The organism is Agrobacterium tumefaciens, assembly GCF_013318015.2.
GTDB classification, from domain to species: Bacteria; Pseudomonadota; Alphaproteobacteria; order Rhizobiales; family Rhizobiaceae; genus Agrobacterium; species Agrobacterium tumefaciens.
Genome location: NZ_CP115844.1, coordinates 86526 through 104152, shown reverse-complemented (window position 1 = coordinate 104152; position 17627 = coordinate 86526). Strand labels below are relative to the sequence as shown.

Genomic DNA, 17627 nt, shown 5'->3' with positions numbered 1-17627 from the left:
CTTGCAGCTAAGATTTGGGCATTGGGTGGATGGCCGACCGCTCGCCGCCCGGTAATCGCGAGGCTGATGTCTCTCCTGTAAGCGTGTACTCTCGGCGGCTGGTAGCAATCCTCAAGCTTATTTGCTCATCGTGGAATGTCACCGTCAACGTTTCAGTCTCGCCCTTTCCGAGAGAGTGCTGTTCGATTTGGATTGTGTTCTTGGTAATCCGCCGCACCCGTGCAACGCCTATACCGTCCGGTTGCATTGACTCGGAATACTCGCCGTTTAAGCCGATACTCTGTCGAACGCGGAAGCTATTGAGGTGGCTTGCGTCTGGGTCGAATTCTGCCTGGTAGCAAGTGTTGATTTCGTCGAAATCGAATTGAAGCGACTTCAGACCGACAGAATTCTTCGGGAAACAATACACTTTGCGAGAGAACATATCCAAACTCCGTAAAAGCGCCGGGTTCAGGTTGTCTGGCGGTCCGTCAGCTCGACTGCTCATGGATTGCATTGGCTTGGCGGGGACCATGCCGAGCCTCTCAATATGGGCAAGAAAATCCGCGAAGGGATAGGGTCTCTTTCCTGTCGACACGACGACGAGGTCTGATTTTGGAACAATCAACATGATCTGCCGATTATAGCCATTTGCCATGTAGCCACCTACACTCGGCACGCTCCAAAAAAACGTCGAGTACGTCCGATCACGATACACCGTCTTTGCGTTTTCGGTTATGCGGTCCGTCCATCCTGAAGGAAGGATTTTTATCGAATTCCATCGTCCTTCGCGAAGATGCAGATACCCAATCTTGGCCACATCTAAGGGATGTAGGAAAAGGCCATTCCCTCCATCGCTTATGCCCCGTGGATCGCTGCTCCAGTCGGTGTCGATTATTCTGAGGGGATCAAATAAATAGCGTTGCGCAAAATCCCACGCAGACGTTCCGGCAACGCTCGTGATGACCGCGGATATCAGGTGTGAATTGCCGCTATTATAGTTGTAGTGATCTCCGGGTCTATGCGACATAGGCCTCCGCAGAATGAAATCGACCCAGTCGTCTGCAAGACGCATTTCATCAGCAGTGGTCGGGATTCCTCGTCGGGGTCCGAGAGGTTCGGACCAATCAATCCCCGATTTCATATCTAGTAGATGTCGAAGGGTGATATCTTTCTTGTCGCTATTCGCAGAAGGAAAATCCCCAAGGTACTCCTGCAGCTTGTCGTCGGCGCTCTGGATGAGCCTTTGTTCAATGGCGATGCCGACTAAGCTTCCAAGGATGGATTTCGTCGCGGAGTTGAGCGCATGCTTAATGCCGGATTTGAATGGATGGAAGTATCTGTCGGTCACCAAATAGCCATGTCGAACGATACTCAAGCTGTCCATATCGACGGAGCGACCAAACTCCACCAGATCGTCGATTACATCACTTGCGAGGCCTTGTGTCTCGGGATTAGAAGTGATCCATCCGTCGATAGGAGCAGGGGAATATCGAGCGGCTTTGGTGCGGTTAGAAGATGCATGTTCGGCTGATTTGGTTTTACCCGTAGATTGGTCACCCGAGGATCTGATCCGATCTATGATCTGCGCAAAGTAACCCAGACGAGGCTCTCTGAAGAGAGTTCGATTGTCCAGTTCAATCGCAAGAACATGCCTCGTCCGGGCCGTCATATACAGCGCTGTGAGCGAGTTTCCTCCGAGTTCGAAGAAGTTGTCATTGACACCAACCTGACTGACCTGGAGGACGTCGGCCCAGATGGCGGCGAGGATCTCCTCGGTGGGAGTGCGCGGGGCGACATAGTCGGCGCGCGCCAAGCCATTATCGTTGGTCGGATGGGGAAGGGCAGCACGATCGATCTTACCGTTCGTAGTCAGGGGCATGGCCTCGAGCGCGACAAAGGCGGCCGGCGTCATATAGTCTGGCAAGGTGTTGAGGATATGAGCCCGCAGGTCCCTGGGGCTGGCCTCGCCGACAACATAGGCGACGAGACGCTTGTCACCGGTCTGGTCCTCATGGGCGATGACGACGGCCTGGCGAACGTCTGGATGGGACAGCAGCACGGCTTCGACCTCGCCGAGCTCGATACGGAACCCGCGGATCTTAACCTGGTGGTCGGCGCGGCCGAGGAACTCCAGATTGCCGTCCTTGCGCCAGCGCCCGAGATCACCGGTGCGATAGAGCCGGTCCCCCGACCCAAATGGATTTTGCACAAAGCGTTCGGCGGTCAGATCGGGGCGGTTGAGATAACCGCGGGCCAAACCGACCCCGCCAATATAAATCTCGCCGGTGGTGCCAATCGGAACCGGACACATATGACGATCCAGAACATAGACTTTCCTATTGGCAATAGGCCTGCCTATGGGAACTATGCCCGAAGCTGGCTCATCCCCCACCACGAAGAAGGTGGAGGACATTGTGCATTCCGTCGGACCGTACTGGTTTACGATTGGAAAGTGATGTCCCATCCTGCTTCTGGTGAGGCGGCATGTCTCGTAGCTCAAGGCCTCGCCGCAAGTCAGCAGGGCACGTAGCTCCATCAGAGGCTCCGCGACTTCTTCCAGAACGGGGGCGGTCAATGCGCTGGGCGTGACACTCAATACCAGACTGACCCCAGCCGAGGAAACGAAGCCAAGAGACGAAGCCCTGTCGGTTTGGTCGAGACCGTGGGGGACGACGAGCTTTGCGCCGGCGATAAGAGGGCACCATATGTCTCTGACGGAAGGGTCGAAGGAGATCGACGAGTTTTGCAGCACGCGATCGGAACTGGACAGGGAATAACGGCGGTTGAGAGTGGTGATGTAGTTAACCACGCCTTCGTGGATGATCATGACGCCTTTTGGCTGTCCTGTTGATCCGGATGTATAGATGACATAGGCGAGGCTGGTGGGATCGGCGCCGGAAGCTGGCGGGGTGTCGGGGCAGGCCTCGATGACATCGTGATGGGCATCGAGATCGACGATGTTGGTGACTTGGTCAGGCAGGCTTGGGCGCGAGACTGTGCGGGTGACGACCACATGGGCTGCGGCGTCGCGCAGCATGTAGGCCAACCGGTTCCTGGGGTAGGCCGGATCGAGCGGCAGATAAGCGCCTCCGGCCTTCAGGATGGCGAGCATGGCGACGATCATCTCGGGAGAGCGGTCGACACACAGGCCGACAATAACCTCCGGGCCGACCCCCAGGCTCTGCAGGTGATGCGCGAGCTGGTTCGATCTTCGGTCAAGCTCCTGGTATGTAAGTTGCTGCTGATCATAAATGACGGCGACAGCGTCGGGGGTGAGGGCGGCCTGATCGGCGAAGAGCTCGTGCAGGAGCTTGTCGCGGGGGAAGTCAGCGGCGGTGTCATTCCAGACGTCGAACAGCAGGTGCTGCTCAGCGTCTGTCAGCATCGGCAGATGGGATATTGGCTGTTCAGGGTCTGCCACGACGCCCTCAAGGAGGAGGCGATAATGGTCCTTCAGGCGTTCGATCGTGTCGTGCTCGAACAGATCGGTTGCATATTCCAAGGTGCCGGCGAGCCCGTTCTCCGTCTCATGGAGATAGAGCGAGAGATCGAACTTCGCGGTGGCTCGCTGTTCGGTGACAGGGCGCAGGGTCAGGCCGGGGAGTTCCAACCTCTCCTGGGGCATGTTCTGCAGGACGACGAGCGTCTGGAAGATTGGTTGCCGGCTCAGGTCGCGCGCCGGCCGGACCTCTTCGACCAGTCGATCAAAGGGCATCTCCTGATGCGCATAGGCTTCCAGGGCGCCGTCGCGGACCTGTCGCAGCAGCGTCCGGAAGTCGGGATCACCGGTAAGACTGGTCCGCAAGGCCAGCATGTTGATGAAGAAGCCGATCAGATCCTCGGTCTCGGCATGGGTGCGTCCCGCAACGGGGGTGCCGACAACGATATCGTCCTGTCCGCTCCACCGTGACAGGACGACTTTGAACGCCGCCAGCAGCACCATGAACAGGGTCGCACCCTCTTGGCGGGCCAGCACTGCCAGCGCGCCCGTCAATTCCTTCGGCAGTTCGAAGGTGCAGCTGGCACCGCGATAGCTCTGGCTCAACGGACGAGGGCGGTCGGTCGGAAGTTCAAGGGCGGGAGGTGCACCCGCCAGGCGAGCCTTCCAGTAGGAGACCTGCCTGTCGAGCACCTCGCCCTGCAGCCAGCGTCTCTGCCAGACGGCGAAGTCGGCATATTGCACTGGCAGCCCGGCAAGGGGCGAAGACCGGCCTTCCACGAAGGCTGCATATAACGCACCGATCTCACGGACCACGATGGACATCGACCAGCCGTCGGAGACGATGTGATGCATCGTCACCAGGATGATGTGCTCTTCGGCCGAAAGCCGCAACAGGGTTGCGCGGAACAGAGGGCCATGCGCCAGATCGAAGCGGTGCGCTGCCTCGTCCTGCTCGGTCCGCCGGATCGCGTCGGCGCGCTGGGCCGGGTCAAGGCTGGACAGATCCACCAGCGCCAACCGGAATGGGACCGTCTCGTCGATTGTCTGGAAGACTTGGCCATCGCGTGTGACGAAACGGGTGCGCAGAACCTCGTGCCTGTGCACGAGCTCTGCAAAGGCCCGCTCAAGGGCAACCACGTCGAGATTGCCGTCCATCCGCACCGCCGCAGCGATGTTATAGGCTGAGCCGAGCGCCTCTAGCTGTTCCAGTACCCAGAGCCGGTTCTGCGAGAACGACAACGCAATCTCACCGTCCCTCGCAACCGGAATAAGACGGGGGGCCGTTACTCCTCGCTCTTGCCGCTGGATAATCTCGATGCGGTGGCCAAGTTCAACCACCCTTGGATCCTCGAAGAGGGAGCGCAACGGCAATTCGATGTTGAAGACACTTCGGACCCGGGCGACCATACGCATGGCCAACAAGGAGTTTCCTCCGAGTTCGAAGAAGTTGTCATTGACACCAACCTGACTGACCTGGAGGACGTCGGCCCAGATGGCGGCGAGGATCTCCTCGGTGGGAGTGCGCGGGGCGACATAGTCGGCGCGCGCCAAGCCATTATCGTTGGTCGGATGGGGAAGGGCAGCACGATCGATCTTACCGTTCGTAGTCAGGGGCATGGCCTCGAGCGCGACAAAGGCGGCCGGCGTCATATAGTCTGGCAAGGTGTTGAGGATATGAGCCCGCAGGTCCCTGGGGCTGGCCTCGCCGACAACATAGGCGACGAGACGCTTGTCACCGGTCTGGTCCTCATGGGCGATGACGACGGCCTGGCGAACGTCTGGATGGGACAGCAGCACGGCTTCGACCTCGCCGAGCTCGATACGGAACCCGCGGATCTTAACCTGGTGGTCGGCGCGGCCGAGGAACTCCAGATTGCCGTCCTTGCGCCAGCGCCCGAGATCACCGGTGCGATAGAGCCGGTCCCCCGACCCAAATGGATTTTGCACAAAGCGTTCGGCGGTCAGATCGGGGCGGTTGAGATAACCGCGGGCCAAACCGACCCCGCCAATATAAATCTCGCCGGTGGTGCCAATCGGAACCGGACACATATGACGATCCAGAACATAGACTTTCCTATTGGCAATAGGCCTGCCTATGGGAACTATGCCCGAAGCTGGCTCATCCCCCACCACGAAGAAGGTGGAGGACATTGTGCATTCCGTCGGACCGTACTGGTTTACGATTGGAAAGTGATGTCCCATCCTGCTTCTGGTGAGGCGGCATGTCTCGTAGCTCAAGGCCTCGCCGCAAGTCAGCAGGGCACGTAGCTCCATCAGAGGCTCCGCGACTTCTTCCAGAACGGGGGCGGTCAATGCGCTGGGCGTGACACTCAATACCAGACTGACCCCAGCCGAGGAAACGAAGCCAAGAGACGAAGCCCTGTCGGTTTGGTCGAGACCGTGGGGGACGACGAGCTTTGCGCCGGCGATAAGAGGGCACCATATGTCTCTGACGGAAGGGTCGAAGGAGATCGACGAGTTTTGCAGCACGCGATCGGAACTGGACAGGGAATAACGGCGGTTGAGAGTGGTGATGTAGTTAACCACGCCTTCGTGGATGATCATGACGCCTTTTGGCTGTCCTGTTGATCCGGATGTATAGATGACATAGGCGAGGCTGGTGGGATCGGCGCCGGAAGCTGGCGGGGTGTCGGGGCAGGCCTCGATGACATCGTGATGGGCATCGAGATCGACGATGTTGGTGACTTGGTCAGGCAGGCTTGGGCGCGAGACTGTGCGGGTGACGACCACATGGGCTGCGGCGTCGCGCAGCATGTAGGCCAACCGGTTCCTGGGGTAGGCCGGATCGAGCGGCAGATAAGCGCCTCCGGCCTTCAGGATGGCGAGCATGGCGACGATCATCTCGGGAGAGCGGTCGACACACAGGCCGACAATAACCTCCGGGCCGACCCCCAGGCTCTGCAGGTGATGCGCGAGCTGGTTCGATCTTCGGTCAAGCTCCTGGTATGTAAGTTGCTGCTGATCATAAATGACGGCGACAGCGTCGGGGGTGAGGGCGGCCTGATCGGCGAAGAGCTCGTGCAGGAGCTTGTCGCGGGGGAAGTCAGCGGCGGTGTCATTCCAGACGTCGAACAGCAGGTGCTGCTCAGCGTCTGTCAGCATCGGCAGATGGGATATTGGCTGTTCAGGGTCTGCCACGACGCCCTCAAGGAGGAGGCGATAATGGTCCTTCAGGCGTTCGATCGTGTCGTGCTCGAACAGATCGGTTGCATATTCCAAGGTGCCGGCGAGCCCGTTCTCCGTCTCATGGAGATAGAGCGAGAGATCGAACTTCGCGGTGGCTCGCTGTTCGGTGACAGGGCGCAGGGTCAGGCCGGGGAGTTCCAACCTCTCCTGGGGCATGTTCTGCAGGACGACGAGCGTCTGGAAGATTGGTTGCCGGCTCAGGTCGCGCGCCGGCCGGACCTCTTCGACCAGTCGATCAAAGGGCATCTCCTGATGCGCATAGGCTTCCAGGGCGCCGTCGCGGACCTGTCGCAGCAGCGTCCGGAAGTCGGGATCACCGGTAAGACTGGTCCGCAAGGCCAGCATGTTGATGAAGAAGCCGATCAGATCCTCGGTCTCGGCATGGGTGCGTCCCGCAACGGGGGTGCCGACAACGATATCGTCCTGTCCGCTCCACCGTGACAGGACGACTTTGAACGCCGCCAGCAGCACCATGAACAGGGTCGCACCCTCTTGGCGGGCCAGCACTGCCAGCGCGCCCGTCAATTCCTTCGGCAGTTCGAAGGTGCAGCTGGCACCGCGATAGCTCTGGCTCAACGGACGAGGGCGGTCGGTCGGAAGTTCAAGGGCGGGAGGTGCACCCGCCAGGCGAGCCTTCCAGTAGGAGACCTGCCTGTCGAGCACCTCGCCCTGCAGCCAGCGTCTCTGCCAGACGGCGAAGTCGGCATATTGCACTGGCAGCCCGGCAAGGGGCGAAGACCGGCCTTCCACGAAGGCTGCATATAACGCACCGATCTCACGGACCACGATGGACATCGACCAGCCGTCGGAGACGATGTGATGCATCGTCACCAGGATGATGTGCTCTTCGGCCGAAAGCCGCAACAGGGTTGCGCGGAACAGAGGGCCATGCGCCAGATCGAAGCGGTGCGCTGCCTCGTCCTGCTCGGTCCGCCGGATCGCGTCGGCGCGCTGGGCCGGGTCAAGGCTGGACAGATCCACCAGCGCCAACCGGAATGGGACCGTCTCGTCGATTGTCTGGAAGACTTGGCCATCGCGTGTGACGAAACGGGTGCGCAGAACCTCGTGCCTGTGCACGAGCTCTGCAAAGGCCCGCTCAAGGGCAACCACGTCGAGATTGCCGTCCATCCGCACCGCCGCAGCGATGTTATAGGCTGAGCCGAGCGCCTCTAGCTGTTCCAGTACCCAGAGCCGGTTCTGCGAGAACGACAACGCAATCTCACCGTCCCTCGCAACCGGAATAAGACGGGGGGCCGTTACTCCTCGCTCTTGCCGCTGGATAATCTCGATGCGGTGGCCAAGTTCAACCACCCTTGGATCCTCGAAGAGGGAGCGCAACGGCAATTCGATGTTGAAGACACTTCGGACCCGGGCGACCATACGCATGGCCAACAAGGAGTTTCCTCCGAGTTCGAAGAAGTTGTCATTGACACCAACCTGACTGACCTGGAGGACGTCGGCCCAGATGGCGGCGAGGATCTCCTCGGTGGGAGTGCGCGGGGCGACATAGTCGGCGCGCGCCAAGCCATTATCGTTGGTCGGATGGGGAAGGGCAGCACGATCGATCTTACCGTTCGTAGTCAGGGGCATGGCCTCGAGCGCGACAAAGGCGGCCGGCGTCATATAGTCTGGCAAGGTGTTGAGGATATGAGCCCGCAGGTCCCTGGGGCTGGCCTCGCCGACAACATAGGCGACGAGACGCTTGTCACCGGTCTGGTCCTCATGGGCGATGACGACGGCCTGGCGAACGTCTGGATGGGACAGCAGCACGGCTTCGACCTCGCCGAGCTCGATACGGAACCCGCGGATCTTAACCTGGTGGTCGGCGCGGCCGAGGAACTCCAGATTGCCGTCCTTGCGCCAGCGCCCGAGATCACCGGTGCGATAGAGCCGGTCCCCCGACCCAAATGGATTTTGCACAAAGCGTTCGGCGGTCAGATCGGGGCGGTTGAGATAACCGCGGGCCAAACCGACCCCGCCAATATAAATCTCGCCGGTGGTGCCAATCGGAACCGGACACATATGACGATCCAGAACATACACCTGAGTGTTCGACAGTGGCCCACCAATCAGTTGTAGCCCGTAAGAAGTAACCGGATAAATTAAGGACCAGATGGTCGTTTCAGTGGGGCCATAAAGGTTCCACGCTCTTCTCACGTGTTCTGAAAAGTATTGGACGAGATCCGCTGTGATCGCCTCACCACCGCAAAGAATTTTCATATCCCTATTGGGTAGCCATTCCTCCGACAGTAGCATTGTCCAAGTGGACGGAGTCGCTTGCACTGTGGAGATTTTATTCCGTGAAAGGAAAAACTTCAGGCTGGCACCCTCATTCGCTATAGAGCGCGGAACAACTAATAATTTTGCCCCCGTGGTCAGAGGCAGAAAAAACTCCAATCCTGCAATGTCGAAAGTAACGGGCGTGAGAGCGGCCATGACGTCGTAGCATGTGAAATCCAGGCGAGTTCGGACTGTGACCAGTAGGTTAACCACGCCTTCGTGGATGATCATGACGCCTTTTGGCTGTCCTGTTGATCCGGATGTATAGATGACATAGGCGAGGCTGGTGGGATCGGCGCCGGAAGCTGGCGGGGTGTCGGGGCAGGCCTCGATGACATCGTGATGGGCATCGAGATCGACGATGTTGGTGACTTGGTCAGGCAGGCTTGGGCGCGAGACTGTGCGGGTGACGACCACATGGGCTGCGGCGTCGCGCAGCATGTAGGCCAACCGGTTCCTGGGGTAGGCCGGATCGAGCGGCAGATAAGCGCCTCCGGCCTTCAGGATGGCGAGCATGGCGACGATCATCTCGGGAGAGCGGTCGACACACAGGCCGACAATAACCTCCGGGCCGACCCCCAGGCTCTGCAGGTGATGCGCGAGCTGGTTCGATCTTCGGTCAAGCTCCTGGTATGTAAGTTGCTGCTGATCATAAATGACGGCGACAGCGTCGGGGGTGAGGGCGGCCTGATCGGCGAAGAGCTCGTGCAGGAGCTTGTCGCGGGGGAAGTCAGCGGCGGTGTCATTCCAGACGTCGAACAGCAGGTGCTGCTCAGCGTCTGTCAGCATCGGCAGATGGGATATTGGCTGTTCAGGGTCTGCCACGACGCCCTCAAGGAGGAGGCGATAATGGTCCTTCAGGCGTTCGATCGTGTCGTGCTCGAACAGATCGGTTGCATATTCCAAGGTGCCGGCGAGCCCGTTCTCCGTCTCATGGAGATAGAGCGAGAGATCGAACTTCGCGGTGGCTCGCTGTTCGGTGACAGGGCGCAGGGTCAGGCCGGGGAGTTCCAACCTCTCCTGGGGCATGTTCTGCAGGACGACGAGCGTCTGGAAGATTGGTTGCCGGCTCAGGTCGCGCGCCGGCCGGACCTCTTCGACCAGTCGATCAAAGGGCATCTCCTGATGCGCATAGGCTTCCAGGGCGCCGTCGCGGACCTGTCGCAGCAGCGTCCGGAAGTCGGGATCACCGGTAAGACTGGTCCGCAAGGCCAGCATGTTGATGAAGAAGCCGATCAGATCCTCGGTCTCGGCATGGGTGCGTCCCGCAACGGGGGTGCCGACAACGATATCGTCCTGTCCGCTCCACCGTGACAGGACGACTTTGAACGCCGCCAGCAGCACCATGAACAGGGTCGCACCCTCTTGGCGGGCCAGCACTGCCAGCGCGCCCGTCAATTCCTTCGGCAGTTCGAAGGTGCAGCTGGCACCGCGATAGCTCTGGCTCAACGGACGAGGGCGGTCGGTCGGAAGTTCAAGGGCGGGAGGTGCACCCGCCAGGCGAGCCTTCCAGTAGGAGACCTGCCTGTCGAGCACCTCGCCCTGCAGCCAGCGTCTCTGCCAGACGGCGAAGTCGGCATATTGCACTGGCAGCCCGGCAAGGGGCGAAGACCGGCCTTCCACGAAGGCTGCATATAACGCACCGATCTCACGGACCACGATGGACATCGACCAGCCGTCGGAGACGATGTGATGCATCGTCACCAGGATGATGTGCTCTTCGGCCGAAAGCCGCAACAGGGTTGCGCGGAACAGAGGGCCATGCGCCAGATCGAAGCGGTGCGCTGCCTCGTCCTGCTCGGTCCGCCGGATCGCGTCGGCGCGCTGGGCCGGGTCAAGGCTGGACAGATCCACCAGCGCCAACCGGAATGGGACCGTCTCGTCGATTGTCTGGAAGACTTGGCCATCGCGTGTGACGAAACGGGTGCGCAGAACCTCGTGCCTGTGCACGAGCTCTGCAAAGGCCCGCTCAAGGGCAACCACGTCGAGATTGCCGTCCATCCGCACCGCCGCAGCGATGTTATAGGCTGAGCCGAGCGCCTCTAGCTGTTCCAGTACCCAGAGCCGGTTCTGCGAGAACGACAACGCAATCTCACCGTCCCTCGCAACCGGAATAAGACGGGGGGCCGGCTCGCCCGTGCCTAGCAGCAGCCTGAGAAGCTCCGCGCGTTTAGCGGATTGAACTTCTTTGGCCTCAACCATAATTTTTGTCTTTCTTGAGCTGATCAAGCATCATTTGCACCTCTTCATCTGTCATCGACAGGATCATCTTTTGGGTGTCTGCGATCTTGTTGGCACGATCAGGTAACATCCCGTCCAGAATCGAGCTCAGTCTATAGATATTGGGATCCTCGAAGAGGGAGCGCAACGGCAATTCGATGTTGAAGACACTTCGGACCCGGGCGACCATACGCATGGCCAACAAGGAGTTTCCTCCGAGTTCGAAGAAGTTGTCATTGACGCCAACCTGACTGACCTGGAGGACGTCGGCCCAGATGGCGGCGAGGATCTCCTCGGTGGGAGTGCGCGGGGCGACATAGTCGGCGCGCGCCAAGCCATTATCGTTGGTCGGATGGGGAAGGGCAGCACGATCGATCTTACCGTTCGTAGTCAGGGGCATGGCCTCGAGCGCGACAAAGGCGGCCGGCGTCATATAGTCTGGCAAGGTGTTGAGGATATGAGCCCGCAGGTCCCTGGGGCTGGCCTCGCCGACAACATAGGCGACGAGACGCTTGTCACCGGTCTGGTCCTCATGGGCGATGACGACGGCCTGGCGAACGTCTGGATGGGACAGCAGCACGGCTTCGACCTCGCCGAGCTCGATACGGAACCCGCGGATCTTAACCTGGTGGTCGGCGCGGCCGAGGAACTCCAGATTGCCGTCCTTGCGCCAGCGCCCGAGATCACCGGTGCGATAGAGCCGGTCCCCCGACCCAAATGGATTTTGCACAAAGCGTTCGGCGGTCAGATCGGGGCGGTTGAGATAACCGCGGGCCAAACCGACCCCGCCAATATAAATCTCGCCGGTGGCGCCAATCGGAACCGGACACATATGACGATCCAGAACATACACCTGAGTGTTCGACAGTGGCCCACCAATCAGGACGTTTTCATCTTTATTATCGATTGAGAATGCAGTCGCATCGCCCGCGATTTCAGAACTTCCATAGAGATTTATGATCCTAACATGAGGTAGGGTGTCGAACGCACGCCGTAGAAGAGCGCGATCGAACATCTCACCGCTCGTGGTAATCCCTCGCAAAGAGCATAGTTTCTGTCCCGCATTCGGCACGAGTAACAATTGCTCCAACAATGTCGGGACGAGGATCAACCGACTTATCGCCCTTTGGAAGATAACCTCAGCTAGAGCCGAGGCATCGGCGGTGTTCGCGCGAGAGATAATGACGAGAACCGATCCGTAGACCAGTGGTCCCAATATCTCGAAGATGGAATCGACAAAGTTAATCGCTGTTTTTTGAGCGCAGACTTCAACTGGTGTTATTGGATCGAAAGCCCTTTGCGCAAAAATTCGATTAACCATGCTGAGATGAGGGGCGCCGACGCCTTTTGGCTGTCCTGTTGATCCGGATGTATAGATGACATAGGCGAGGCTGGTGGGATCGGCGCCGGAAGCTGGCGGGGTGTCGGGGCAGGCCTCGATGACATCGTGATGGGCATCGAGATCGACGATGTTGGTGACTTGGTCAGGCAGGCTTGGGCGCGAGACTGTGCGGGTGACGACCACATGGGCTGCGGCGTCGCGCAGCATGTAGGCCAACCGGTTCCTGGGGTAGGCCGGATCGAGCGGCAGATAAGCGCCTCCGGCCTTCAGGATGGCGAGCATGGCGACGATCATCTCGGGAGAGCGGTCGACACACAGGCCGACAATAACCTCCGGGCCGACCCCCAGGCTCTGCAGGTGATGCGCGAGCTGGTTCGATCTTCGGTCAAGCTCCTGGTATGTAAGTTGCTGCTGATCATAAATGACGGCGACAGCGTCGGGGGTGAGGGCGGCCTGATCGGCGAAGAGCTCGTGCAGGAGCTTGTCGCGGGGGAAGTCAGCGGCGGTGTCATTCCAGACGTCGAACAGCAGGTGCTGCTCAGCGTCTGTCAGCATCGGCAGATGGGATATTGGCTGTTCAGGGTCTGCCACGACGCCCTCAAGGAGGAGGCGATAATGGTCCTTCAGGCGTTCGATCGTGTCGTGCTCGAACAGATCGGTTGCATATTCCAAGGTGCCGGCGAGCCCGTTCTCCGTCTCATGGAGATAGAGCGAGAGATCGAACTTCGCGGTGGCTCGCTGTTCGGTGACAGGGCGCAGGGTCAGGCCGGGGAGTTCCAACCTCTCCTGGGGCATGTTCTGCAGGACGACGAGCGTCTGGAAGATTGGTTGCCGGCTCAGGTCGCGCGCCGGCCGGACCTCTTCGACCAGTCGATCAAAGGGCATCTCCTGATGCGCATAGGCTTCCAGGGCGCCGTCGCGGACCTGTCGCAGCAGCGTCCGGAAGTCGGGATCACCGGTAAGACTGGTCCGCAAGGCCAGCATGTTGATGAAGAAGCCGATCAGATCCTCGGTCTCGGCATGGGTGCGTCCCGCAACGGGGGTGCCGACAACGATATCGTCCTGTCCGCTCCACCGTGACAGGACGACTTTGAACGCCGCCAGCAGCACCATGAACAGGGTCGCACCCTCTTGGCGGGCCAGCACTGCCAGCGCGCCCGTCAATTCCTTCGGCAGTTCGAAGGTGCAGCTGGCACCGCGATAGCTCTGGCTCAACGGACGAGGGCGGTCGGTCGGAAGTTCAAGGGCGGGAGGTGCACCCGCCAGGCGAGCCTTCCAGTAGGAGACCTGCCTGTCGAGCACCTCGCCCTGCAGCCAGCGTCTCTGCCAGACGGCGAAGTCGGCATATTGCACTGGCAGCCCGGCAAGGGGCGAAGACCGGCCTTCCACGAAGGCTGCATATAACGCACCGATCTCACGGACCACGATGGACATCGACCAGCCGTCGGAGACGATGTGATGCATCGTCACCAGGATGATGTGCTCTTCGGCCGAAAGCCGCAACAGGGTTGCGCGGAACAGAGGGCCATGCGCCAGATCGAAGCGGTGCGCTGCCTCGTCCTGCTCGGTCCGCCGGATCGCGTCGGCGCGCTGGGCCGGGTCAAGGCTGGACAGATCCACCAGCGCCAACCGGAATGGGACCGTCTCGTCGATTGTCTGGAAGACTTGGCCATCGCGTGTGACGAAACGGGTGCGCAGAACCTCGTGCCTGTGCACGAGCTCTGCAAAGGCCCGCTCAAGGGCAACCACGTCGAGATTGCCGTCCATCCGCACCGCCGCAGCGATGTTATAGGCTGAGCCGAGCGCCTCTAGCTGTTCCAGTACCCAGAGCCGGTTCTGCGAGAACGACAACGCAATCTCACCGTCCCTCGCAACCGGAATAAGACGGGGGGCCGTTACTCCTCGCTCTTGCCGCTGGATAATCTCGATGCGGTGGCCAAGTTCAACCACCCTTGGATCCTCGAAGAGGGAGCGCAACGGCAATTCGATGTTGAAGACACTTCGGACCCGGGCGACCATACGCATGGCCAACAAGGAGTTTCCTCCGAGTTCGAAGAAGTTGTCATTGACACCAACCTGACTGACCTGGAGGACGTCGGCCCAGATGGCGGCGAGGATCTCCTCGGTGGGAGTGCGCGGGGCGACATAGTCGGCGCGCGCCAAGCCATTATCGTTGGTCGGATGGGGAAGGGCAGCACGATCGATCTTACCGTTCGTAGTCAGGGGCATGGCCTCGAGCGCGACAAAGGCGGCCGGCGTCATATAGTCTGGCAAGGTGTTGAGGATATGAGCCCGCAGGTCCCTGGGGCTGGCCTCGCCGACAACATAGGCGACGAGACGCTTGTCACCGGTCTGGTCCTCATGGGCGATGACGACGGCCTGGCGAACGTCTGGATGGGACAGCAGCACGGCTTCGACCTCGCCGAGCTCGATACGGAACCCGCGGATCTTAACCTGGTGGTCGGCGCGGCCGAGGAACTCCAGATTGCCGTCCTTGCGCCAGCGCCCGAGATCACCGGTGCGATAGAGCCGGTCCCCCGACCCAAATGGATTTTGCACAAAGCGTTCGGCGGTCAGATCGGGGCGGTTGAGATAACCGCGGGCCAAACCGACCCCGCCAATATAAATCTCGCCGGTGGTGCCAATCGGAACCGGACACATATGACGATCCAGAACATAGACTTTCCTATTGGCAATAGGCCTGCCTATGGGAACTATGCCCGAAGCTGGCTCATCCCCCACCACGAAGAAGGTGGAGGACATTGTGCATTCCGTCGGACCGTACTGGTTTACGATTGGAAAGTGATGTCCCATCCTGCTTCTGGTGAGGCGGCATGTCTCGTAGCTCAAGGCCTCGCCGCAAGTCAGCAGGGCACGTAGCTCCATCAGAGGCTCCGCGACTTCTTCCAGAACGGGGGCGGTCAATGCGCTGGGCGTGACACTCAATACCAGACTGACCCCAGCCGAGGAAACGAAGCCAAGAGACGAAGCCCTGTCGGTTTGGTCGAGACCGTGGGGGACGACGAGCTTTGCGCCGGCGATAAGAGGGCACCATATGTCTCTGACGGAAGGGTCGAAGGAGATCGACGAGTTTTGCAGCACGCGATCGGAACTGGACAGGGAATAACGGCGGTTGAGAGTGGTGATGTAGTTAACCACGCCTTCGTGGATGATCATGACGCCTTTTGGCTGTCCTGTTGATCCGGATGTATAGATGACATAGGCGAGGCTGGTGGGATCGGCGCCGGAAGCTGGCGGGGTGTCGGGGCAGGCCTCGATGACATCGTGATGGGCATCGAGATCGACGATGTTGGTGACTTGGTCAGGCAGGCTTGGGCGCGAGACTGTGCGGGTGACGACCACATGGGCTGCGGCGTCGCGCAGCATGTAGGCCAACCGGTTCCTGGGGTAGGCCGGATCGAGCGGCAGATAAGCGCCTCCGGCCTTCAGGATGGCGAGCATGGCGACGATCATCTCGGGAGAGCGGTCGACACACAGGCCGACAATAACCTCCGGGCCGACCCCCAGGCTCTGCAGGTGATGCGCGAGCTGGTTCGATCTTCGGTCAAGCTCCTGGTATGTAAGTTGCTGCTGATCATAAATGACGGCGACAGCGTCGGGGGTGAGGGCGGCCTGATCGGCGAAGAGCTCGTGCAGGAGCTTGTCGCGGGGGAAGTCAGCGGCGGTGTCATTCCAGACGTCGAACAGCAGGTGCTGCTCAGCGTCTGTCAGCATCGGCAGATGGGATATTGGCTGTTCAGGGTCTGCCACGACGCCCTCAAGGAGGAGGCGATAATGGTCCTTCAGGCGTTCGATCGTGTCGTGCTCGAACAGATCGGTTGCATATTCCAAGGTGCCGGCGAGCCCGTTCTCCGTCTCATGGAGATAGAGCGAGAGATCGAACTTCGCGGTGGCTCGCTGTTCGGTGACAGGGCGCAGGGTCAGGCCGGGGAGTTCCAACCTCTCCTGGGGCATGTTCTGCAGGACGACGAGCGTCTGGAAGATTGGTTGCCGGCTCAGGTCGCGCGCCGGCCGGACCTCTTCGACCAGTCGATCAAAGGGCATCTCCTGATGCGCATAGGCTTCCAGGGCGCCGTCGCGGACCTGTCGCAGCAGCGTCCGGAAGTCGGGATCACCGGTAAGACTGGTCCGCAAGGCCAGCATGTTGATGAAGAAGCCGATCAGATCCTCGGTCTCGGCATGGGTGCGTCCCGCAACGGGGGTGCCGACAACGATATCGTCCTGTCCGCTCCACCGTGACAGGACGACTTTGAACGCCGCCAGCAGCACCATGAACAGGGTCGCACCCTCTTGGCGGGCCAGCACTGCCAGCGCGCCCGTCAATTCCTTCGGCAGTTCGAAGGTGCAGCTGGCACCGCGATAGCTCTGGCTCAACGGACGAGGGCGGTCGGTCGGAAGTTCAAGGGCGGGAGGTGCACCCGCCAGGCGAGCCTTCCAGTAGGAGACCTGCCTGTCGAGCACCTCGCCCTGCAGCCAGCGTCTCTGCCAGACGGCGAAGTCGGCATATTGCACTGGCAGCCCGGCAAGGGGCGAAGACCGGCCTTCCACGAAGGCTGCATATAACGCACCGATCTCACGGACCACGATGGACATCGACCAGCCGTCGGAGACGATGTGATGCATCGTCACCAGGATGATGTGCTCTTCGGCCGAAAGCCGCAACAGGGTTGCGCGGAACAGAGGGCCATGCGCCAGATCGAAGCGGTGCGCTGCCTCGTCCTGCTCGGTCCGCCGGATCGCGTCGGCGCGCTGGGCCGGGTCAAGGCTGGACAGATCCACCAGCGCCAACCGGAATGGGACCGTCTCGTCGATTGTCTGGAAGACTTGGCCATCGCGTGTGACGAAACGGGTGCGCAGAACCTCGTGCCTGTGCACGAGCTCTGCAAAGGCCCGCTCAAGGGCAACCACGTCGAGATTGCCGTCCATCCGCACCGCCGCAGCGATGTTATAGGCTGAGCCGAGCGCCTCTAGCTGTTCCAGTACCCAGAGCCGGTTCTGCGAGAACGACAACGCAATCTCACCGTCCCTCGCAACCGGAATAAGACGGGGGGCCCGTCTACTTGTAGAATATTCTAGGTCAATCCTCGGGATGGTCAGACCGTCGATCGATCTGAGCTCCCGGATCTTGCGGGC

General features: G+C 60.2%; 2 protein-coding genes. Both read right to left on the bottom strand.

The window, feature by feature from the left end; genetic code table 11:
• Nucleotides 1-7: 7 nt before the first annotated feature.
• The gene (locus G6L97_RS26570; RefSeq protein WP_272438523.1) at nucleotides 8-11113 is read right to left on the bottom strand and encodes a non-ribosomal peptide synthetase; all 11106 of its coding nucleotides are present in this window, start codon (nucleotides 11111-11113) and stop codon (nucleotides 8-10) included.
• Nucleotides 11106-17504: a non-ribosomal peptide synthetase gene (locus G6L97_RS26565; protein ID WP_272438522.1), complete on the bottom strand. Its 6399-nt coding sequence runs from the start codon at nucleotides 17502-17504 to the stop codon at nucleotides 11106-11108. The genes G6L97_RS26570 and G6L97_RS26565 overlap by 8 nt, the downstream gene beginning before the upstream one ends.
• Nucleotides 17505-17627: the final 123 nt, after the last annotated feature.